Here is a 22,290-nt window from a genome sequence, read left to right as displayed (position 1 = left end):
TGCGCGTCGGTGGCTACCCTAAGAGAAAAAAGGCCCCCGCCGTGCGGAGGCCCTGCGATCTGTCCCCGGAGAAATTGAGAGGGACGTCAGAAGTGCAGCACCCCGTCGACCGCGTGGCGGGTCAGCGAACGGGCCCAGCGGCGCGCCGGCAAGCCGTATTTGGCCTCGACCACCTCGGCCCGCGCCAGCAACTCGGCGGGAGTGACTTCCAGGCGCGGGCCGGAGAACGCCAGCACGATCTGGTTGCCCGCCTCGACCTCGGGCAGCAGCACGATGCGGTCGTCGAAGGCCTTGGACAGGTTGTCGATGTTCTTGCCGAAGCTCTCGTGGCGGCCGAACAGGTTCACGGCCAGCACGCCGACCTCGCCCAGCACGCGGCGGCAGTCGCGGTAAAACTTGACGCTGTCGCGCACCGGCCCCTCGGCCATGGCGTCGTACAAGTCCACCATCAACACCGGGCAGCGCCCCGCGTTGAGCGGATCGGCCACCCAGGCGCCGGCGTCGGCGTGTTCGACTTCGAGGCGGTTCGCGCCGGGCAGGCGGAAGAACATATGGCAAGCCGCCGTCACGCGCGGATTCCATTCCACCGCCAGCAAGGGGCTGCGCGTGTGCTTCACGCAATAACGCGCCAGCGAGCCGGCGCCCAGCCCGAGCATGCCGATGGCTTCGTCCTTGGGCGGCTCCAGGAACAGCAGCCAGGCCATCATCTGGGCGGTGTATTCAAGCACCAGCTCCGACGGGTTCTTGATGCGCATGGCGCCCTGGACCCAGACGGTGTTGAAGTGCAGATAGCGGACGCCGTCCACCTCGGACAGGGTCGGCTGGTCCAGCTCGGAAGGAAAGTTCGATTTGTGCATGGCGGCGATTGTAGGTCGGACGCCGCCTCTGCGTCAGGCGGCCAGCCGGCCGTCCCCGCTCTCCCAGATGCGTTCCAGCAGTTCCGCCCGGGACGTTTCGGCTTGCAGGCTGGCCGCCAGACGCAGCACCCGCTTCAGGTAGAGGTGCGCGTCGCACTCCCAGGTGACGCCCAACGCGCCATGGACCTGGATGGCGTTCTGCGCCGCGCGCCTGCCCGCCTCCACCGCAAGCAATGGCGCGAACAGGCTGTCACGTTCCGCCGAGGCGGCGCCCGCGTCATGCGCCGCGACCGCCGCCACTCCCGCCAGCCTGGCGTCGTCCAGGGCCATCCAGTCTTCCGCCAGCCGATGCTTGATCGCCTGGTTGGCGCCGATGGCGCGGTCGAATTGGCGGCGTTCGCGCGCATGGGCCGCCGCCATGTCCAGCGCGGCCGAGGCCGCGCCCAGCAGTTCGGCCGAACGCAACAGTCGCAGGCGGGTGCGCAGCCGCTCCCAGGTTCCCGCCTCGACCTCCAGGTCGACGCTGTCCAGCACTTGCGGGCGGGCCACGCGCGCCACTGGCATGGTGGGATCCAGCCGCGCCTCGCCGGACGCGGGCGCCAGCGCCTCCAGGCGCAGGGCGGTGGCGTTCAAGCGCCGCACGGCCAGGGCGCGCACGCCCTCACCCGCGCCTTCGATGAAGACCGATCCATCGGGGCGGACGGCGGCGTCGGCAAAGTAGGTATCGCCCGTCATCACGGGGAAGGCCCATTGCGCGGCCGGCCCCGCCGCGCACAGGGTCGGCAGCACCGCCATGTTGGCCGCCAGCGGCAGGCTCAACAGGTGCCGCCCGGCGGCTTCGGCCACGATCCAGGCTTCGCGCATGCCCAGCCCCAGCCCGTCCTGCCCGGCCGGCGCCAACAGCGCCGGCCAGCCCTGGGCGGCGATTTCGCGCCATTGCGCCAGACGCGCTTCATAGGGTTTGCCGGCCGCGGCGCGGGCCGCGGCTGGCGGATGGCGGTCGGCCAGAAAACGCCGGGCCGCGTCATCCAGCATGCGCTGGTCTTCGGTCGGATGCAGATCCATGAGGTTCAAGCCTTGGGCAGGCCGAGCATCTGCTCGGCAATGATATTGCGCTGGATTTCGGAGGTGCCGGCCAATATGGTTTCGGCGCGCGACCACAGGTAGGCGTGCGTCAGTTCGGCGGCATGCGCGTCGCTCGCGTCGTCCGCCAGGCAGGCATCCTCGCCCAGCAGTTGCAGCGACAGTTCCAGCAGCCGCTGATGCGCCTCGCTCCAATGGATCTTGGTGGACGACCCCTCCGGCCCCGGCGGATCGCCGCGCATCGCGCCCGCCAGCGCGCGCTGCGACTTCAGCGCCAGCACGTGGCTGTCGGCCGCAAGCCGCGCCCACTGATGGCGCACCGCGGCCGAAGACGCCGGCACGTGGCCGTAGGCATCGGCGCGCAACGCCAGTTCGCGCACCTGGCGCAGTTCCTGCGCGAAGCGCACCAGCCGCGGGATGAAGTAGGTGCCGCGCTCGAAGCTGGCCGCGGCCATGGCGATCTTCCAGCCCTGGTTCGGCGCGCCCAAGAGGCAGTCTTCAGGCACGAACACATCCTCGAAGAACACCTCGCAGAATTCGGCCTCGCCCGTGATCTGCCGGATGGGCTCGACCCGCACGCCCGCGCTGCGCATGTCGACCAGCAGGAAGCTCAGTCCCTTGTGCTTGGGCGCCTGCGCATCGGTGCGCGCCAGCACGAAGCACCACTGCGCACGGTCGGCGAACGAGGTCCAGATCTTGTGGCCGTTCAAGCGATAGCCGCCCGGCGCAGCCTCCGCCCGCGTACGCACCGCCGCCAGGTCGGAACCTGCGCCCGGTTCCGAATAACCCTGGCACCAGACCTCGCGGTTCGACAGGATGCCGGGCAGAAAGCGGCGCTTCTGCGCCTCGGTGCCGAAATGCAGCAGGGTCGGCGCCAGGATGCCGTGCCCGATCAGGTTCACGCCCAGCGGCGCGCCGCAGCGCGCGTGCTCTTCGTGGAACACCGCCTGCCGCGACAGCGGCAGGGCGCGCCCCCCGTGCTCCTTGGGCCAGCCCAAACCGGACCAGCCGTTGGCGCACAGGGTGTCTTCCCATGCCCGCCGGAAATCGAGGCTGCGCGGCTCGGCCCCGCCCGGCCAGTCCTTGACGAAACCGGCGTAGGCCGCTGCCAGCCAGCCGCGCAGGCCCAGGCGGAACGCCTCGTCTTCCCGCGCGGCGTTTTCCAACTGCGTCATGCCATTACTCCAGGCGGATGTTCGAATCGCGCGCGACCTTGGCCCAGGTGGTCACGTCCTGGCGGATGAAAGCGGCGAAGGTCTTGGGGTCGCTGCCGATGATGTCCAGCCCCAGGCCCGTGAACTGCGCCTTGACGTCGGGCTGTTGCAGGATCTGCGCCAGGTTGCTGTAGATCTTGTCCACCACCGGCTGCGGCGTGCGCGCCGGCGCCACCAGGCCCAGCCAGGGCATGGCCGAATAGCCCGGCAGGCCCGAAGCCGCGACGGTCGGCAGGTCCGGCACCGAGGCCGAGGGCTGGGCGGTGGTCACGGCCAGCACGCGCAGCTTGCCGTCCTTCACAAAGGGCCCGGACGAGGCCCAGGCGTCGAACATGACCTGCAGGCGGCCCGCCACCAGATCGTTGAGCGCCGGAGCGCTGCCCTTGTACGGGATATGCGTCATCTGCACGCCCGCCATGCTGTTGAAGAGTTCGGCCTCCAGATGGGTCGAACTGCCCGTTCCGACCGAGCCGTAGCTGACCTTGCCCGGATTCGCCTTCAGGTAGGCGATCAGCTCGCCCACGTTCTTGGCCGGCACCGAGGGATGGACTTCCAGCACGTGCACCACCGAGGCCACCTGGCTGATGGGCGCGAAGTCCTTGATCGGGTCGTAGTTCACCTTGGCGTAGATGCTGGGCGCGATGCCCAGCGACGACGCCGCCATCAGCAAGGTATAGCCGTCGGGCTCGGCGCGCGAGACGTAGTCGGACGCGATCATGGTGCCGCCGCCCGGCTTGTTTTCCACGATTACCGGCTGGCCCAGCTTGCCGCTGAGCTTTTCCGCCAGCAGGCGGCTCATGATGTCGGTCGCGCCGCCTGGCGAGAACGGCACCACGATGCGTATTGGGCGGTTGGGATAGCTGTCCTGGGCCATGGCCGGACCCGTGACGCCGATGCAAGCCAGCGCGACGCCGGCCAATAGTCTCTTCATCATGCTTGTCTCCTCCTGGGATGGATTGCGCGCTAGGCGCTACGGGTTGCGGGCAGGATCAGCGCGTCCAGTACTGCAACGCCCTGTCCCGCCTCTTTGATCAGCAATGGATTGACTTCGATTTCCGCCACATGCGCGGGCGCGGCAAGCAAGGCATTGCCCACGGCCACGATGCTGCGGCACGCGGCCGCCACATCGGCCCGGGGCTTGCCGCGATAACCGTCCAACAACGCGTAGGCCTTGAGTTCCCGCAGCATTTGCAGCGCAATGTCCTCGTCCACCGGCAACAGGCGGTGGCTGGTGTCCTGGTACAGCTCGGTCAGCACGCCGCCCAGCCCCACGGTCAGCACCGGGCCGAAGACGGGATCGCGCGTGGCGCCGACGATGATCTCGGCCACGCCGCGTTCCATCTTCTGCACCATCACGCCGTCGATGCGCGCGCCCGGCTGCGCCGCGGCCGCCGCCCGCGTCACCTCGCCGTACGCGCGGCGCACCGCGTCGTCGTCGGCCAGGTTCAGCGCCACGCCGCCCGCCTCGGTCTTGTGCGCGATGTCGGCGCTCAGTACCTTCAAGGCCACCGGATATCCGGCCGCCCGCGCCTGCGCCACGGCGTCATCCGCGTTCGCGGCCACGTTGACCCGCGCTTGCGGCAGTCCGAAAGCAGCCACGTATCCGCGCGCATCCGCTTCATTGCCGGGCAGGGCCGGCACCGCTGGCGCGTCCAGTTGGGGCGCCGCCGCGATGCGCTTGACGCCGCGCGCCTCGCACCACAGCAGGTAAGGCGCCAGGGCCGCGACGGCGAGACCCAAGTCCTCGAACACGGCCACCTCGGCATCGCGCAAGGCTGCGCGGCTCTGGGCCAGGCCGGTGTCGATGGCGACAAACAGGCGCTGGTGCCGGCGCGACACGTCCGTCAGCGCGTCGGCCATGCGGTCCAGCATGTAGCCGGGCGCATAGACGACGACGGCGTCGATCGCGTCGGTGGTGGCCAGCGCTTCCAGCACGGTGTGCACGAACGCGGGATCATTGACCACGTTGCCGGTCACGTCCACCGGATTGCCGACCATGCCGTAATCGGGAATCCCGCCGCGCAATACCGCCTGCAGTTCCGGCGGCAGATCGGGCAGCTCCAGCCCCGCGCCGATGAACTTGTCCGCCAGGATGGCGCCCAGCGCGCCCGACATGGTCAGCACCGCGACGCGCTTGCCCGCCGAGCGGTGACGCAGCGTGGCCAGGCTGGCCAGATGCGCCATCTGCGCGAAATCGGTGGCCTCGATCACATTCAATTGGCGGAAGGCCGCCCCGTACACGCGCCGGTCCCCGGCCAGCGCCGAGGTATGCGACTGCACCGCCTGCGCGCCCTTGTCCGTGGTGCCGGCCTTCAGCGCAATCAGCAGCTTGCCCTGGCGCTCCAGCTCGCGGCAGGCGCGCTTGAAGCGGTCGCCGTCGCGCAGCTGCTCGATGTAGCCCAGCACGATTTCCGTCTGCGGATCCGCCGCCAGGTATTCCAGGTACTGCGAGAAATCCAGGCAGGCTTCGTTGCCGGTATTGATGAAATGCGAGAACGGCAGGTCCAGCCGGCGCGCGATCGCGTACACCGCCGCGCACACGTTGCCGCTCTGCGTCAGCAGGCTGACCTTGCCCGGCCCCGTCTGCGCCGGCGCGGTCTTGAAGACCGAGGCGAACGCCGTGTAGGCCTGCATGTTCAGATTGGCGAAGCCCATGCAGTTCGGACCGGCCACGGCCATGCCGCTTTCCGCCACGAATGCCTCCAGCTCGTCCTGCAGGCGCGCGCCCTCGCCGCCCGCTTCGGCAAATCCCGCCGCGTAGACGATGGCGGCGCGCACGCCCCTTGCGTGGCAACGGCGCAGCATGGGCGTGACGTCCGCCGCCGCGATGGCCAGCACCGCCAGGTCCACGGGCTCGGGCAGGGACTCGATGTCCGGCCAGCAGCGGCGGCCGAACACTTCCTGGTACTTGGGATTCACGGGATAGATGCCGCCCGCGTAGCCGAAGCGCGTCAGCAGGTCCAGCGGCATGCCGCCGATGCGTCCGGCGTCGGCGCTGGCGCCGATCATCGCGATCGAGCGCGGGTTGAGCAAAGGGTCCAGAGAGAGGGTCATGCGGCTTCACCCTTCTTGTTGCGCTGGATGGCCTGGGCCAAGCCGCGGTCGCGCACGGCCTGGAACTCTTCGCTCATGTGCGACAGCTGGTGCGTATCGAAATGCGCCGACAGGGCGGTGCGGAAACCCTGCGCGTCCGCGGTACGGTTCAACGAGCGCTTGATAAGGCGCAGGCCGAAAGGCGGCGCCTGGGCGATGCGCTGCGCCAGCGCCAGGGTCGCGGCGTCCAGCTCGGACTCGGGCACCACGCGGTTCACCATGCCGATGCGCAGCGCTTCCTGCGCATCCACCTTTTCGCCGGTGTAGAGCATTTCCTTCGCCTTGCGCAGCCCCATGACCCAGGGATGGATCAAGACCTCGGTGGCGGCGGCCGCCAACGTGTGACCAACGGGATCGGAAAAGTACGCCGTGTCGGAACACACCACCAGATCGCACATGTTCGCAATCATGAAACCGCCCGCCACGCAGGCGCCCTGCACTTGCGCCACCGTCGGCTTGGGAAAGTCCCAGATGCGCATGCAATAACCGTAGTAGCGGCGCGACTCGTAATCCCAGCGCTCCTCCACCGTGAAATCGGCGCGCTTGGCCTGGGCTTCCTTCAGGTCATGGCCCGCGGAAAAGTGCGCGCCGCGGCCGGCCAGCACCACGACCCGCACCGAGTCGTCCTGTTCGGCGCGCGTCAACGCGTCATCCAGCTCGTCCAGCATTTGCTGGCTTTGGGCATTGCGCGCGGATTCGCGCGCCAGGCTGATGCGGCATACCGAGTCGTGCCGCTCGACGGCCAGGGTGGCGTATTCCATGGTCTCCTCATCCTTGTTCTGCCGCGCCTTGAGAGGCGGCGCGGTCGACTGGATTGAATTAACGCACCTTGAATCCTAAAATACAAAATATTCGATCACTATTTCCCATATTATGAACAACAGCGGTTCTACAGGCGGTACCCAGAGCATGCGGCGCGCCCTGGGCCTGCTGCGCGTACTGGCGCAGCACCAGGAAGACGGCATAGACCTGCAGGGCGTCATGGCCGAGGCCGGGCTGGAACGCTCCACCGCGCACCGCCTGCTCAGTTGCCTGCTGGAAGAACAATTCGCCGAGCGCGACGCCAAGACCCGGCGCTACCGCCTGGGCGTGGATTCCATGCAATTGGGATTCGCGGCGCTGCGGCGCACGCCGCTCCTGGACGCGTTGCGTCCGTTCGCGCAAAAGCTCGCGCGCCTGTCGGGCGACACGGTATTCCTGGTGATACGCCAGGGCGACTACGCCCTGTGCCTGCTGCGCGAGGCTGGCTCATTCCCCGTCAAGGTATTCACCATCGACCAGGGGGAGCGGCGTCTTTTGGGCGTGGGCGCGGGCGGCCTGGCGCTGATGGCCGCCCTGTCCGACGAGGAAATCGCCGCGCTGTACGCGCGGCACTCCGCCGCCTACGCGCAGATCGGCGCATCCAGCGCCGGCTTGATGAAATCGGTCAGGCAGGCGCGCGCAGCGGGCTATTCGGAAATCGTGGACACCATCACGCCCGGCGTGTCGGGCGTGGGCGTGGCATTCCGGGTGTCGGAACTGACCTGGGTGGCATTCAGCTTCGGCGCGATCAGCAGCCGGCTGGACGCGCCGCGGCGGGCGCAGATGGGCGCGCTGCTGCGCGCCGAGTGCCAGGCGTGGGCCCAGGATTACCTGGAAAAATAAAGCCCCCTCGCGCAGCGAGGGGGCTGACTAGCGGCTGGGCGCCCCAAGGCGCCCCTGCCGCTTCAGATCCGTTCGAAGATGGCGGCAATGCCCTGGCCGCCGCCGATGCACATGGTGACCAGCGCATAGCGCCCGCCCACGCGCTGCAGTTCGTGCAGCGCCTTGACGGTGATGATCGCGCCGGTGGCGCCGATGGGGTGGCCCAGGCCGATGCCGCTGCCATTGGGATTCACCTTGGCCGGATCCAGCTTCAGCTCGCGCGACACGGCGCAGGCTTGCGCCGCGAACGCTTCGTTGGCTTCGATCACGTCCAGCTGGTCCACCGTCAGGCCGGCGCGCTTGAGCGCGGCCTGCGTGGCCGGCACCGGACCGATGCCCATGATGTTGGGGTCCACGCCCGCGTGGGCGTAGGCCACCAGGCGCGCCAGCGGCTTGACGCCGCGCTTGGCCGCGACCGAGGCGTTCATCAGCACCACGGCGCCCGCGCCGTCGTTCAGGCCCGAGGCGTTGCCCGCCGTGACCGTGCCGTTTTCCTTCTGGAACACCGGCTTCAAGCCGGCGAGGTTTTCTGCCGTGACGTCGCGGCGCACGTGTTCGTCAGTGTCGAACACCACTTCGCCCTTGCGCGACTTCATCACCACCGGCACGATCTGGTCGCGGAAGTAGCCCGCGTCGATGGCGGCCGCGGCGCGGCGATGCGATTCCGCCGCCACGGCGTCCTGGTCCTGGCGGCTGATGCCGAACTTGGCCGCCACGTTCTCGGCGGTGACGCCCATGTGCATGCGGCCGAACGGATCCGACAGCGCGCCGGTCATCATGTCCAGCATGACGCTGTCGCCCATGCGCGCGCCCCAGCGCTGCGCCGGCGCGATGTAGGGTGCGCGGCTCATGCTTTCAGCGCCTGCGCCGATGGCGATTTCGGCGTCACCCAGCATGATGGTCTGCGCGGCGGACACGATGGCTTGCAGGCCCGAACCGCAAAGGCGGTTGACGTTGAAAGCGGGGGTTTCCTTGGCGATGCCGGCGTTCATGGCCGCCACGCGCGACAGGTACATGTCGCGCGGCTCGGTGTTGATGACGTGACCCACGGCGACGTGGCCGACCTCGTCGCCCTTGACGGCGGCGCGTTCCAGCGCGGCCTTGATGACGGTGGCGCCCAGGTCGCAGGGCGGCACGTCTTTCAGCGCGCCCCCGAAATCGCCGATGGCGGTACGGACTGCGGAAGCGACGATGACTTCATTCATGGTGTTTCCTCCTTGTAATGCGTTCCATCATACCGCCGCCATCTTGTGCCCGGTGCATGCGCGGCCTGAACGCCCGATACCGAAGGGATAGCACCAATACCCCCATTGATACGAACTTCATATCATCCATGCCCAACGCCATCCGGAGCGCCCCCATGGATTTCCGTCATCTGCAGCAGTTCCTGGTCCTGGCCGAAACGCTGAATTTCCACCGCGCGGCCGAAAAACTGCACATGTCGCAGCCGCCCCTGTCCGTCTCGATACGCAAGCTCGAAGAGATGGTGGGCGTGCCGCTGTTCCTGCGCGGCCGCCAGGGCGTGAAACTCACCGAGGCGGGCCTGGCCGCGCTGGACGAGGCGCGCCGCGCCCTGTTCCACGCCGAGCAGTTCCGGCAGGCGGCGCGCGCCGGCGCCGCGGGCGAAGGCGGCACCGTGCGCATCGGTTTCGTGGGGTCGGCCACGCACGGCGTGCTGCCGCGCATTCTGCCGCAGTACCGGCAACGCTATCCCGGCGTCACCGTGGTGCTGCGCGAAGCCACTTCCATACGCATCATGCAGGAACTCGAAGAAGACACGCTGGAGATCGGCATCGTGCGCGTGCCGGTGGCGATGGGATCGAACGTGCGGCTCGCGCCGCTGACGACCGAGAACTTCGCGCTGGCCGTGCCCAAGACGCATCCGCTGGCGCGGCGCGGCCGCATCCGCCTGGCGGATCTGGCCGACGAAGCCTTCATCATGTACACCGCCACCGAGGCTGCCGGCCTGCGCATGGCCGCCATCAACGCCTGCCAGCTGCGCGGCTTCACGCCCCGCATCACGCAGGAAGCGGTGCAGGTACAGACGCTGCTCAGCCTGGTGGAAAGCGGCCTGGGCGTGGCCCTGGTGCCCGCGGGCGGGCGGCGCCTGCCCGGCACCAACGTCGTCTACAAGACGCTGGCCGATTTTCCCGCGGATGCAACGATCGGCATTTCGATGGCATGGAACCCCGCGACCGAACGCAGCGCCACGCGCAACCTGCGCGAAATGGCCAGCCAGGCGTTCCGGGACAAGAACGCGAAATAAGCGCGCCGCTTGCGGCAACACGGCCGCCAGGCTTAGGATGGAGCATGGGTTTTATCCTCACCAGCGATCCGGGAGCGCATCGTGAAGACAGTTGCTGAGATACTCAGGGAAAAAGCCAATCATTCCGTCGTGACGGTTTCGCCCGACGCGTCGGTTTTCGAAGCCGTCAAAATCATGGCGGAACGCAGCATCGGCGCCGTGGTGGTGGTCCAGGGCGACGCGGTGCTGGGCATGCTGACCGAGCGCGACTACGCCCGCAAGATCGTGCTGCAGGACCGCTCCTCGCGCACCACGAAAGTGCGCGACATCATGACCGATTCCGTCTATTACGTCAGCCGCGCGGACACGCGCGAACACTGCATGGCAATGATGACGGAGCGCCACTTCCGTCATCTGCCTGTCATCGAGGACGGCAAGCTGGTCGGCCTGCTTTCCATCGGCGACCTGGTCAAGGACGTGATGAGCGAACAGAAGTTCATCATCCACGAGCTCGAACGCTACATCACCGGCGAACGCGGCTGACGCCGCGCGGTCCATGCGACGGACTCGCGGCTAGCCCGCCGCGAGCGCCTTGAAAGCCGGCACGATCAAGCCCATGCCGGCCGCCAGCAACAGCACGAACACCATGCGCTTGACGGTCTTCATCGAGCCGGCCGTGCTGTAGCGGCGCGCCACCCAGGTGACGCCGATCACAATCGGCAAGGCCAGCAGGCTCAACCAGAACGACGAGGCCATGAAGGCCCCCTGCCCGGTCACGAGCGCCAGGCGCACGATCGCATTGAGCGAAAACAGAATCAGCAGGCTGTTGCGGATGGCGGCCAGCGGCAGGGGCTGGCGGTACAGGTGATAGACCATGGGCGGCCCCGCGCTGGAAAACAGTCCGCCGAGCACGCCCGAAATCGCGCCGAAGAACACGAACGAACCGCGCGAGGACACATGCGACAGCGGCTGCGCGCGGGCGATCAGCAGCACCGCGCAGCCCAGGATGGTGCAGCCCAACAGCAATTGCAGCAGCACGCCCATGGAGCCGCTGATCCAGGCCAACGCGGCCACCCCCGCCCCCACGCCGACCAGGCTGCTGGCCATCGCGGGCCGCATCAGCGACCAGTTCACCTGCGGCTTGGCGCGCGCCAGCGTCACGGCCGCGTTCACCAGCGACAGCACGCTGACCACGTTGGCCACTTCGGACACGGAAGCCAGCTGGAACACGCCCGACAGGCCCAACAGCACCAGCCCGAAGGCGAAGCCCGTCATGGTCTGCGCATAGGTGGCGAGCGCCACGCAGGCGAGAAACAGCAAATATTGGGAAATGCTCATGCTAATGGGAGAGCCTGACCTGCCTCGGCTCTGCCCGGGGCGGCGCGTTGCGCGGCGCGGGAGCGGATCGACGGGGAACAGCGTTAGGGGTTTCGGATCGGTTTTTTCCGCCGGCGATCATAGCACCGGGACGCTCGGCCACACACTTTGTCACAACTGGATGCGCTCGTGCACCATGCCCGGCGCGCCCTGCCGCTATCCTTGCCGCCCTGTAAATCCCTTGCGCCTTGCTCCCGCCGCGCCATCCGCCGCGCCGTCTGGATACGGCGCGCTCGGCTGCGAGAATGACGCCCAAACAGACCACGATCAACACGGTGACGCTGACCTGCTCGACCTGCGGCAGCGCCCAATTCACCAAGCTGGACACCAACGAATACCGCTGCAGCCATTGCCACGCGGTCACGCTGGTCGAAGACAACGTCGCCCAGCGGCTGGAGAAGATCCTGCGCGGGATGCAGCAGCCGGCTCCCAAGCCGCAGCTCGGTCCGCGCGCCATCGCGGCGATCGCGGTCGCCGTCGCCGCCGTGTTCGTGGTCCCGCTGGTCGCCTCCATGCTCGGTTCCAAGCCGACCATCACGCGGCAACCGCCGGCGCCGCCTCCCATCGACGCGTCGCTGGTCAAGCTGACGGACGTGCAGGAGATCCGGGTCCGCGACCGCACGCAGCTGGTCATGATCATGCGCAACGAGACCGGCAAGAAGATCGACGTGCCGCGCGTCACGGCCTCATTCTTCCAGGGCGACCTGTCGCTGCCGTCGAACTCCGGCTCGGCGCCGGCGCGTTCGCTGCAGCCGGGCGAGTACACGCCCGTCATCATCTCCACCCCCAGCCAGGCCTATAGCCGCTATACGCTGCAGGTCTCGCAGCCGACGTTGGCGCGGGACAGGAACAACGACGTGGCCGCCAGCAAGATACAGCTGGTGCGCAACGACGGCACATATCGCCTGGTCGGTCTCTTGAAGAACAACGGCGCCAACGCCGCCAACAGCAGCCAGATCACGGTGATGCTGTACGGCGAGGATGGCAAGCTGATCGGCACCGGCAATGGCTACGGCGCCGCCAGCCCGCTGGCGCCAAACGCGCTGACCTCCTTCGACGTGCGCTGCGAGATGCTGGCCGAGGGCCGGGTCGCCTCCTACGATTACATGGTGCAAAGCGAAAGCCACGCCACCTCGCCAGGCGCGTCCAAGGAGGAAGCGCTCCCCAGCCGCATCGTGCGCGTCAGCCCGGCCGACGCTCGAATCATCGAACACGTGCGCCTGACCACCGAGGAGCTGCTGGATCCGGACTTCGCCCTGTTCGACGCCAGCGCGCTCAAGCTGTCCGCGCCGCGCCGCCTGCTCGACGAGATCGAGCGTCCGGTCCTGTATGCCGAACTGGTCAACACCAGCGACCAGTTCGTCGCCCTGTCGCCCAAGGCCAATATCGCGGTGTTCGATGGTTCCAACCGGCTGGACCTGCGCCAGGCCTGGAACCTGCCGGCGCGCCTGTACCCCGGCGAACGCGTGCCGGTGGCGCTGACCGGCCGCGTCGACCGCTACACCGAGGTCAAGACCGACTGGCTGCCCGCCAAGCGCGCCGCGCTGCCCGGCCCCCGCCCCAAGCTGGCGATCACGGTCGAGAATACCGAGGCCCAGGTCGGCACCGGCACCCTGAACTTCAGCTACCGCTTCCGCTACAAGTACGTGACCGTGCACGGCCGCGTGCGCAACGACAGCCAGGCCGAGGTCGAGAACGTCAAGGTCTGGATCAGCCTGTACGACGCCCAGGACAAGCTGACCGGCGCGGTTTTCCAGGAATTGCGGCTGCCCAGGCTCAAGCCGGAGGAAAGCGCGCCGTTCCAGGTCGACGTCAAGCAGTACGGCGGCAATTTCGCCCGGGTGGGCGTGGTGTACGACGCCGGGCCGCGCTAGGCCGCTCTGACGGAACGCTCCCGGCCGGCGCCGCCCGCCGGCCTTCCCGGCGCCGCCCCGGGCGCACCGGCCCGTCGCCCTTAAGCAACAGCTATGGACCCAAGTCTTATATAAGATATAAGACATTTGCTTGCGTCCCCCTGTTCCCTCTACAATTCGGCGAACAACCCTTCTTCCAACCCGACTTTGAGCAGGCCTCACATGCTGGATAATTACCGCCAACACGTTGCCGAACGCGCGGCTCTGGGGATCCCCCCGCTGCCCCTTACGGCCAAACAAACCGCTGAACTGATCGAACTGCTCAAGAACCCGCCCGCTGGCGAAGAGCAGAACCTGGTCGACCTGCTGACCCACCGCGTGCCGGCCGGCGTGGACGACGCCGCCAAGGTCAAGGCTTCGTACCTGGCCGCCGTGGCCCTGGGCAAGGAAGCTTGTGCGCTGATCAGCCGCGCCAAGGCGACTGAACTGCTCGGCACGATGCTGGGCGGCTACAACATTGGCCCGCTGGTCGACCTGCTGGACGACGCTGAAATCGGCACCATCGCCGCCGATGCGCTGAAGAAGACCCTGCTGATGTTCGACGCCTTCCACGACGTGAAGGAAAAGGCGGACAAGGGCAACGCCAACGCCAAGTCCGTGATGCAGAGCTGGGCCGACGCCGAATGGTTCACCAGCCGTCCGGAACTGCCGCAAAGCCTGACCATCACCGTCTTCAAGGTGCCCGGCGAAACCAACACCGACGACCTGTCGCCGGCTCCCGACGCCACCACCCGCCCCGACATCCCGATGCACGCCCTGGCGATGCTGAAGAACAAGCGCGACGGCGCCGCGTTCGAACCGGAAGAAGACGGCAAGCGCGGCCCGGTCAAGTTCATCGAATCCCTGAAGGAAAAGGGCCACCTGGTCGCCTACGTCGGCGACGTGGTCGGCACGGGTTCGTCGCGCAAGTCGGCCACCAATTCGGTGCTGTGGTTCACCGGCGAAGACATCCCCTTCGTGCCGAACAAGCGTTTTGGCGGCGTGTGCCTGGGCAACAAGATCGCCCCGATCTTCTACAACACCATGGAAGACGCCGGCGCCCTGCCGATCGAACTCGACGTTTCCAAGATGGAAATGGGCGATGTGGTCGAACTGCGCCCCTATGAAGGCAAGGCATTGAAGAACGGCGAAGTCATCGCCGAATTCGAAGTGAAGTCCGACGTGCTGTTCGACGAAGTGCGCGCCGGCGGCCGCATTCCGCTGATCATCGGCCGCGGCCTGACCGCCAAGGCGCGCGAAGCGCTGGGCCTGCCGGCCTCGACGCTGTTCCGCCTGCCCAAGGACCCGGCCGACACGGGCAAGGGTTACACGCTGGCCCAGAAGATGGTCGGCCGCGCCTGCGGCCTGGCCGAAGGCAAGGGCATCCGCCCGGGCACCTACTGCGAACCGAAGATGACCTCGGTCGGCAGCCAGGACACCACCGGCCCCATGACCCGCGACGAGCTGAAGGACCTGGCCTGCCTGGGCTTCTCGGCCGACCTGGTGATGCAGTCGTTCTGCCACACCGCCGCCTACCCCAAGCCCGTGGACGTCAAGACGCACCACACGCTGCCTGAATTCATCAGCACCCGCGGCGGCGTGTCGCTGCGTCCGGGCGACGGCGTGATCCACTCCTGGCTGAACCGCATGCTGCTGCCCGACACCGTCGGCACCGGCGGCGACTCGCACACCCGCTTCCCCATCGGCATCTCGTTCCCGGCCGGCTCGGGCCTGGTCGCCTTTGCCGCCGCCACCGGCGTGATGCCGCTGGACATGCCGGAATCGGTGCTGGTCCGCTTCAAGGGCAAGCTGCAACCCGGCGTGACCCTGCGCGACCTGGTCAACGCGATCCCGCTGTACGCCATCAAGCAAGGCCTGCTGACGGTGGCCAAGCAAGGCAAGAAGAACATCTTCTCCGGCCGCATCCTGGAAATCGAAGGCCTGCCCGACCTGAAGGTCGAACAAGCCTTTGAACTGTCGGACGCTTCCGCCGAACGTTCGGCCGCCGGCTGCTCGGTGCGCCTGAACAAGGAACCGATCATCGAGTACATCAACAGCAACATCGTGATGCTGAAGTGGATGATCGCCAACGGCTACGAAGACGAGCGCACGCTGGGCCGCCGCATCAAGGCCATGGAAGCCTGGCTGGCCGACCCCAAGCTGCTGGAGCCGGACGCCGACGCCGAATACGCCGCCGTGATCGAGATCGACCTGGCCGACGTGCACGAACCCATCGTGGCCTGCCCGAACGACCCCGACGACGTGAAGACTCTGTCGGAAGTCGCCGGCGCCAAGATCGACGAAGTGTTCATCGGCAGCTGCATGACCAACATCGGCCACTTCCGCGCAGCCTCCAAGCTGCTGGAAGGCAAGCGCGACATCCCGGTCAAGCTGTGGGTCGCTCCCCCGACCAAGATGGACGCCACCCAGCTGACCGAGGAAGGCCACTACGGCGTGTTCGGCACCGCCGGCGCCCGTACGGAAATGCCGGGCTGCTCGCTGTGCATGGGCAACCAGGCGCAGGTGCGCGAAGGCGCGACCGTCATGTCGACCAGCACCCGCAACTTCCCCAACCGCCTGGGCAAGAACACCAACGTGTACCTGGGTTCGGCCGAACTGGCCGCCATCTGCTCGAAGCTGGGCCGCATCCCGACCAAGGACGAGTACATGGCCGACATGGGCGTCATCAACAAGAGCGGCGACCAGATCTACCAGTACCTGAACTTCGACAAGATCGCGGACTACAAGGACGTGGCTGACGTCATCGAAGTCTAAGCATCGGGCGCAGCAGCCTGGCTGCATCGCCTGCAAGACGGCCCCGGAGCAATCCGGGGCCGTTTTTCTTTGCCTGGCGCATGCGGCACAGGTCTGAAAATTTCAGGGACGGAACTTTTTCTGCGATACGTTTTCATACAATCGCGGTAACTTGTGACATCCGCCCCCCACCCCTGCCCCGATCTCCGGAGGAAGACCGCCAATGACCCGGCTTTTGCTGCCGCCGCTGCTATTGCTGGCGCTCGCCGGCTGCGCCACCGCGCCGCCCTCGAATCCCGAGAACATCTGCGCCATCTTTCGCGAAAAGCCGGACTGGCACGATGCCGCCTTGAAGGTGCAGAAGAAATGGGGCGCGCCCGTGCCGGTGCCCATGGCCATGATGTACCAGGAATCGTCCTTCAAGCATGACGCGGTGCCGCCGCGCTACTACTTCCTGGGCTTCATCCCCTGGGGCCGCGTCAGTTCCGCCTACGGCTACGCCCAGGTCAAGGACGAGACCTGGGACGATTACAAGAAAGATGCGGGAGGCTGGGGTTCCAGCCGCGACGACTTCGCCGACGCGCTGGATTTCATGGGCTGGTACATGAACAAGACCCAGCGCATCAACGGCGTGTCCAAGTCCGACGCCTATGGCCAATACCTGAACTACCACGAGGGCTGGACCGGCTACCGCAACCGCAGCTATGACCGCAAGGCCTGGCTCAAGACCGTATCGCAGAAGGTGCAGGCGCGGGCCCAGAAGTTCGCCGCGCAGTACAAGAGCTGCGAGAGCGATCTCACGCGCGGCGGCTGGTTCTGGTGAACGCCGCCGCCTGAACTCAGAAGTCCATGCTCGCGCTGAGCGAGAAGGTACGCGGTCCGCCCAGCACCAGATAGCCGTTGCCGGGATATCCGCCCACCGACGACCAGTAGTTGCGGTTGGCGATGTTGTCCACGCGGGCGCGCAGCGTCACGACGTGGCCGTCCACGTCCATCATGTAGCGCAGGCCCGCATCGAAGCGGGTCCAGCCCGGCACCTTGAGCGTGTTGGCGTCGTCCGCGTAGGACGCGCCGGTATAGACCACGCGGCCGTCCACCGCCAGGCCCGGCACGCCGGGAATGTCCCATTCCACGCCCATGTTGGCCTGGAAGCGCGGCACGCCGATCACGCGGTTGCCGTCGATGGAAGGGTTGCCGGTGGAGCGCTGCGTGGCATCCAGCCAGGTCAGGCCGCCCAAGAGGCGCACGCTCTTGATGGGTTCGCCGTACATCGTGAGTTCGACGCCCTGGTGGCGGTCCTTGCCCGAGGTCGTCAGCTCGTTGCTGGCGTTATACATGGCGCGCGGCTTGTCGGTGGAGAACAAGGCCAATCCTGCCCCCATGCCATCTCCCTCGTACTTCGCGCCGATTTCCTTCTGCTTGGAGACAAACGGCGGCAGGCTCTGGCCGGCGTTGGGCACCGGCTTGCCGCCGGCATTGGCCGGAGCGGTCGGCCCCGCGACCAGCGCCTCGATGTAGTTCGCATACAGCGAAACGCTGGGCGCGACCTTGACGACCAGACCCGCGGCGGGCGAATTATGGCTGGCGTCGTACGCGCCGCTTTCCTTGCCGGTGTTGTACGCGTAGTCGCGCTGCGACAGCCGCTGATGGCGGATGCCGGCCGTGAGCAGCACCTTGTCGTCCAGGAACGACAACGTGTCGCCGATGGCGTAGCTGCTCAGACGGGTGCGGCCTTGCAGCGCCGGATCGTCCAGGTCATTGCCGCGCAGCGCGGTGGCGCTGAATGGCGGCTTGTCATACGAAATCGGGTTGTAGATGTTGGTGGGATACGTGTTCTGCCAGTCCATCACATAGGCATTTTTCTTCTTCAGGTCGAAGAAGGATGCCGACACGACGAACTCGTGGCCTACCGGCCCCGTGCGCAGTTTGCCGCGCAGGCCCAGTTCGCCCGTGTTCACGCTGTCTTCGCGGGTATTGTCAAAGCGGTAGAAGGTGCCCGCGCCCGTGCTGCCGTTGGTCAGCGTGACGTTGCCCAGCGAATTTGCTTCGTCGCTGCGGCGCATGCCAAAGGCCGCATAGGCGGTCAGCTTGTCGCTGAAATCGTGTTCGCCGCGCACGGTACCGAAAACATCGCGCTCGTTCGAGTACGACCAGGGCTGCGCATAGTTGGAGCTGGCGTCGGGCGCGTCCGGCACCTTGGTGACGCCGGCGCCCAGCGTCACGTTGGGCCGCGCGCGCTTGAGCTTGTTCTCCTGCCAGCCGATGTCGGCAGACAAGCGCGTATCGGCCGAACGCCAATCCAGGCCCAGCGATACCAGGCTGGTGCGCGAATGTTCATCGTCGATGCCGGTGTCGCCGCTGCGCTGCGCGGCGTTCAAGCGGATGCCGGTGCTATCGCCAGGGCCAAAGCGGCGGGCGATGTCGGTGGACAACTGGAACTGCCCGCCGCTGGACACCCCGGTGGTGACGCGGGTCAACGGTTCGTTCGGCGCGCGCTTGGGTACCAGGTTGATCACCCCGCCGATGCCGCCGCCGCCGGGAGCCGCGCCCGTCAGGAAGGTGGAGGCTCCACGCAGGACTTCCACGCGCTCGAACAGTTCGGTGGCGATGTACTGGCGCGGCAGCAGGCTGTAGAGGCCGTTATAGGCCACGTCGTCCGAACCCAGGATGAAGCCGCGGATGAAGTACGACTCCTGGAAGTTGCCGAAACCGCGCGCCACGCGCACGCCCGGGTCGTTCTGCAGCACGTCGCCCACGCTGCGGGCCTGCCGGTCCTGGATCAGTTCATTGGTATAGCTGGTGATGCTGAACGGCGTGTCCATGATGTCTTGGGTGCCGAACAGGCCGATGCGGCCGCCGCGCGCAACCTGTCCGCCGGCGAAGGGCTCGGCCAGGCCGCCGGCCGAGGCATCGGCGCTGGCCTCGACCTTGATGGCGTCCATGGAAACGACGGAGCCGGCCTGATCGGACGCGGATTGGGCTTGGACAACGGGGAGATAGCACGGCAGCGCGGCGGCCATGCAGACAAGAGTTCGGATTTTCATGTCGGGAAGTTCGCAGGCAGAGATCAAAATCCCGATGGGGTCACGCGCGCACTAAGAATTACGGATGCGTCTGGAATGTGCCGGAAGGCCGGGGCCTTGCCGGGCCGGCTGCACCAAAGGGGACTGGAATTACTGAGCGCCCCATTCTACGACAAACGGAATCATTCTCATTTATGTTACTTTTTGTTTGAGAATGTCCGTTGCCCGGGCGCCACAGCTGCAGCGTGCGGCGCCCTCCTCTTTCCGGCGGGTTTATCGGCCGCCCGCGCGAGGATCGTAGTCCGCCGCCGCCATGGGTTCCAGCGGATACAGCGGCCGCGAGCGCCTGCGGAATTCGAACAGCGACCAGTCTGAGCTGGTCACGCCAGGGCTGTCGCATTCGACCAGCGCCTGGGAGATCGGCACGAACACCGGGCGGCAGTACATGCGCGACTTCACCAGCACGTAACGGGCGCGGGACGGATCCAGTCCCAGGCTCTGGAACACGCCCAGATCCCAGGGTTCGTGGGTCTGTTCGGTCAGCACCAGTTGCGCAGCGCCTATGTCCAGCACCGCGCTGCGGCCCATGCAGGCCAGTTGCCCGGTATAGGTGGGACCGGTGATCACGTACTCGCCATTGCTGAGCGCGCGCACGGTGCCGCGCAGCGTGACGGGCTGCGCCGCCCGGCCGATCTCGCCGATGGCGCGCTTGTTGCCCACCGGCAGCTCGACGGTGGCGCCGACGCCGGCGCGGGTCAGCTCGGCCACGGCTTCGGGGTCGCAAAACAGCCCGGCCTGAATCCCTTCCAATCCGGCATCCAGCGCAGCCATCAGCACGTCCAGGGTGTCGCAGGTACCGCCGCTCATGCAGTTGTCGCCATGGTCCAGCAGCAGCACCGGCTTGCTTGCGCCTTCGGCCAGGACCTTGGCGCGCGCCAGCGACTCGGCCAGCGGCTCGCTGTCGTAGAAGAAGCCGTCGCGCTGTTCCCAGATCAGGGCGGCGATCTCGCCCGCCACGCGCTCCGCCTCGGCGCGGTCGCCGTCGGCCACCACGACCACGCTGACGCAGGGATGCGGGATGTCGGCCAAACCGAAGCCCGCCAGCACCGATACGCCCAGCGTCCCCGCGGCCTCGGCCTGGCACGCCGCTGCGACGGCTGCGCGCATGGCGCCTTCGGCCGTGTTGCTGCGCAGGGAATGCGACACCAGCGGCAGACGCCGCCATGCCATGACCGGCTTGCACCCGCCGTCCATGCCGCAAACAGCAGCCTGCCGGCGTGCTCGCCGGTTTCGTACATGTCGATGTGGGGATAGGTCTTGAAGCTGACGATGACGTCGGCGTTGTCCATCATCTTCTGCGTGACGTTGCCGTGCAGGTCCAGCGCCACGGCTACCGGCACGTCCGGCGCGGCGGCGCGCAGCCGTTCGAGCAGGTCGCCCTCGCCGTCGTCGGTGCTCTCCACCGCCATGGCGCCATGCAGGTCCAGCAGGATGACGTCGCAGCCCCGGGCGGCGGCCACGATGCGGTCGCATAGCTCGGCATAGGCTTGGCCGTCGACGCGGCCGCTGGGATAGGCGGTGGCCGACACGGGCGTGACCAGCTCGGCGCCGCGCGCTTCGGCCAGGTCGATGAACGCCGACATCGCGGTGCGCTTGCCCTTGTTCTCCTCATAGGCCGCCGCATCGTAGGCGGGGCCGCCGTTGCCGAAGGCGGATAGCGGCGTCGGCACCGGCGAGAAGGTGTTGGTCTCGTGATTCAGCCTCGCGATCAGCGCCTTCATTGCGCGCCCCCATCAGAAAACTGGATATGCCCGCAACAGCGCAACATGGCATGCAGCAGCACATTGCAGCCCGCCTCCAGATGCTCGGGCTGCGCGTCCTCGATCTCGTTGTGGCTGATGCCGTCCTTGCACGGCACGAAGATCATGGCGGTGGGCGCCACCCGCGCCATGTAGACGGCGTCATGGCCCGCGCCGCTGATCACGTCCAGCGCATCCAGGCCCAGCGTGCGCGCGCCGTCGCGGATGGCCTGCACCAGCCGGGGCTCGAAGGGCTGCGGCGGGAAGTACACGACCTCCTTGCTGTCGACCTGGAAGCGGCCCGGCTCGGCCAGTTCCTCGCAGGCGCGCGCAAATGCCGCGGCCATGCTGTCCAGCGTGGCATCGTCGGCGGCGCGCAGGTCCACGGTAAGCGCCACGCGGCCCGGGATCACGTTGCGCGAGTTCGGGAAGCTGTCGATGCAGCCCACCGTGCCGCGGCCATGCGGCGCATGCTCCAGTGCAATCCGGTTGACCTCCAGCACCAGCCTGGACGCGGTCAGCAAGGCGTCGCGGCGCAGTTCCATCGGCGTGGGCCCGGCATGCGCCTCCTGGCCGGTGATGGCGACGTCGTACCAGCGCTGCCCGAGGGCACCCTGCACCGAACCGATGGTGATGCCGCGGTCTTCCAGGATGGGGCCCTGCTCGATGTGCGCCTCGAAGTAGGCGCTGACATCGCCGGGCCGCGCCGGCTCCGGCCCGGCATAGCCGATGGCGCGCAGCGCTTCATCCACGCTGACGCCGTCGCGGTCGCGCACGGCCAGCGCGTGCTCCAGCGTGAACGCGCCGGCGTACACGCCGGAACCCATCATCACGGGCACGAAGCGCGAGCCTTCCTCATTGGTCCACACCACCACTTCCAGCGGCGCTTCGGTGGCGATGCCGCGCTCGTGCAGCGTGCGCAGGACCTCGATGCCTGCAAGCACCCCATAATTGCCGTCGAATTTTCCGCCGGTGGGCTGGGTGTCGATATGGCTGCCGGTCATCACGGCGGGCAAGTCATCGCGCAGGCCGGGGCGGCGCATGAAGATGTTGCCGATGGCGTCCACGCGCACGCTGCAGCCCAGCTCCCGGGCCCAGGCGCAGACCAGGTCGCGGCCCTGCCGGTCCAGTTCGCTCAGCGCCAGCCGGCACACCCCGCCCTTGTCGGTGGCGCCGATGCGGGCCAGCTCCATCAGCGAATTCCAGAGGCGGCTGCCGTCGATGCGGATGCCGCTGACGGCCTCCAGTGCGTTCATTTCCATGGTGTTTC

Annotated in this window: 17 protein-coding genes and 1 pseudogene; 6 read left to right on the top strand and 12 right to left on the bottom strand. The window is 67.4% G+C overall.

The features are described from left to right. Positions 1 to 86 precede the first annotated feature (86 nt). From IAG39_RS11005 to IAG39_RS10980, 6 genes are read right to left on the bottom strand one after another with little or no spacing between them, the layout of a single operon-like run. A complete protein-coding gene (locus IAG39_RS11005; protein ID WP_059372341.1) occupies positions 87 to 857 on the bottom strand; it encodes a hypothetical protein in 771 nt (256 codons plus the stop codon). 33 nt (positions 858 to 890) lie between these two features. Then, positions 891 to 1,922, bottom strand: coding sequence for an acyl-CoA dehydrogenase family protein (locus tag IAG39_RS11000; RefSeq protein WP_118932531.1), 1,032 nt, complete (start codon positions 1,920 to 1,922; stop codon positions 891 to 893). A 5-nt stretch (positions 1,923 to 1,927) separates the two neighbouring features. Continuing rightward, a complete protein-coding gene (locus IAG39_RS10995; protein ID WP_118932532.1) occupies positions 1,928 to 3,115 on the bottom strand; it encodes an acyl-CoA dehydrogenase family protein in 1,188 nt (395 codons plus the stop codon). A gap of 4 nt (positions 3,116 to 3,119) precedes the next feature. Next, complete coding sequence (locus IAG39_RS10990; RefSeq protein WP_059372333.1) at positions 3,120 to 4,088, bottom strand: Bug family tripartite tricarboxylate transporter substrate binding protein; 969 nt, start codon at positions 4,086 to 4,088, stop codon at positions 3,120 to 3,122. Positions 4,089 to 4,117: 29 nt separating this feature from the next. After that, positions 4,118 to 6,208 (bottom strand): acetate--CoA ligase family protein, encoded by a 2,091-nt coding sequence (locus tag IAG39_RS10985; protein WP_118932533.1) that lies wholly within the window; start codon positions 6,206 to 6,208, stop codon positions 4,118 to 4,120. Then, on the bottom strand, positions 6,205 to 7,008 hold the full coding sequence (locus tag IAG39_RS10980) for an enoyl-CoA hydratase (RefSeq protein ID WP_118932534.1): 804 nt from the start codon (positions 7,006 to 7,008) through the stop codon (positions 6,205 to 6,207). Before IAG39_RS10980 ends, IAG39_RS10985 begins: the two co-directional genes overlap by 4 nt. Positions 7,009 to 7,120: 112 nt before the next feature. On the opposite strand from IAG39_RS10980, the gene IAG39_RS10975 reads away from it, so the two are divergent. After that, on the top strand, positions 7,121 to 7,891 hold the full coding sequence (locus tag IAG39_RS10975) for an IclR family transcriptional regulator (protein ID WP_059372324.1): 771 nt from the start codon (positions 7,121 to 7,123) through the stop codon (positions 7,889 to 7,891). Positions 7,892 to 7,953: 62 nt separating this feature from the next. Here IAG39_RS10975 and bktB read toward each other — a convergent pair whose 3' ends face one another. Beyond that, positions 7,954 to 9,135 carry a beta-ketothiolase BktB gene (gene bktB, locus IAG39_RS10970; RefSeq protein ID WP_054452951.1) on the bottom strand — a complete coding sequence of 394 codons (1,182 nt, stop codon included), beginning with the start codon at positions 9,133 to 9,135 and terminating at the stop codon, positions 7,954 to 7,956. A gap of 155 nt (positions 9,136 to 9,290) precedes the next feature. On the opposite strand from bktB, the gene IAG39_RS10965 reads away from it, so the two are divergent. Both IAG39_RS10965 and IAG39_RS10960 read left to right on the top strand, forming a co-directional pair. Further along, positions 9,291 to 10,196: a LysR family transcriptional regulator gene (locus IAG39_RS10965; protein ID WP_059372321.1), complete on the top strand. Its 906-nt coding sequence runs from the start codon at positions 9,291 to 9,293 to the stop codon at positions 10,194 to 10,196. Positions 10,197 to 10,277: 81 nt separating this feature from the next. Then, positions 10,278 to 10,718, top strand: a complete 441-nt coding sequence (locus IAG39_RS10960; RefSeq protein WP_059372318.1) for a CBS domain-containing protein — start codon at positions 10,278 to 10,280, stop codon at positions 10,716 to 10,718. A gap of 30 nt (positions 10,719 to 10,748) precedes the next feature. Here IAG39_RS10960 and IAG39_RS10955 read toward each other — a convergent pair whose 3' ends face one another. Further along, positions 10,749 to 11,513, bottom strand: a complete 765-nt coding sequence (locus IAG39_RS10955) for a sulfite exporter TauE/SafE family protein (RefSeq protein WP_059372315.1) — start codon at positions 11,511 to 11,513, stop codon at positions 10,749 to 10,751. 284 nt (positions 11,514 to 11,797) lie between these two features. Between IAG39_RS10955 and IAG39_RS31575 the strand changes: the two genes are divergently transcribed. From IAG39_RS31575 to IAG39_RS10935, 3 genes are all read left to right on the top strand, one after another. Continuing rightward, a complete protein-coding gene (locus tag IAG39_RS31575) occupies positions 11,798 to 13,426 on the top strand; it encodes an FxLYD domain-containing protein (RefSeq protein ID WP_223283364.1) in 1,629 nt (542 codons plus the stop codon). 201 nt (positions 13,427 to 13,627) lie between these two features. Continuing rightward, positions 13,628 to 16,219 carry a bifunctional aconitate hydratase 2/2-methylisocitrate dehydratase gene (gene acnB, locus IAG39_RS10940; RefSeq protein WP_118932535.1) on the top strand — a complete coding sequence of 864 codons (2,592 nt, stop codon included), beginning with the start codon at positions 13,628 to 13,630 and terminating at the stop codon, positions 16,217 to 16,219. Between the two features lie 202 nt (positions 16,220 to 16,421). Next, positions 16,422 to 17,021, top strand: coding sequence for a hypothetical protein (locus IAG39_RS10935; RefSeq protein ID WP_054452962.1), 600 nt, complete (start codon positions 16,422 to 16,424; stop codon positions 17,019 to 17,021). A 16-nt stretch (positions 17,022 to 17,037) separates the two neighbouring features. Here IAG39_RS10935 and IAG39_RS10930 read toward each other — a convergent pair whose 3' ends face one another. The 4 genes and pseudogenes from IAG39_RS10930 to IAG39_RS10920 all read right to left on the bottom strand — a co-directional run bounded on the left by IAG39_RS10930 (position 17,038) and on the right by IAG39_RS10920 (position 22,282). After that, positions 17,038 to 19,242: a TonB-dependent receptor gene (locus IAG39_RS10930; RefSeq protein WP_118932536.1), complete on the bottom strand. Its 2,205-nt coding sequence runs from the start codon at positions 19,240 to 19,242 to the stop codon at positions 17,038 to 17,040. Between the two features lie 252 nt (positions 19,243 to 19,494). Continuing rightward, positions 19,495 to 20,052 (bottom strand): MlrC C-terminal domain-containing protein, encoded by a 558-nt coding sequence (locus IAG39_RS31570; protein WP_262422101.1) that lies wholly within the window; start codon positions 20,050 to 20,052, stop codon positions 19,495 to 19,497. A gap of 156 nt (positions 20,053 to 20,208) precedes the next feature. Next, positions 20,209 to 21,002: pseudogene (locus tag IAG39_RS31565) on the bottom strand (M81 family metallopeptidase); the annotation flags it as partial. Beyond that, positions 20,999 to 22,282, bottom strand: coding sequence for a Zn-dependent hydrolase (locus tag IAG39_RS10920; RefSeq protein ID WP_118932537.1), 1,284 nt, complete (start codon positions 22,280 to 22,282; stop codon positions 20,999 to 21,001). The gene IAG39_RS10920 and the pseudogene IAG39_RS31565, both read right to left, overlap by 4 nt. Positions 22,283 to 22,290 lie beyond the last annotated feature (8 nt).

The organism is Achromobacter xylosoxidans (assembly GCF_014490035.1).
Classification (GTDB): Bacteria; Pseudomonadota; Gammaproteobacteria; order Burkholderiales; family Burkholderiaceae_B; genus Achromobacter; species Achromobacter bronchisepticus_A.
Note: the sequence above shows the minus strand (reverse complement) of the source record. Positions and strands in the feature narration are given on the sequence as shown.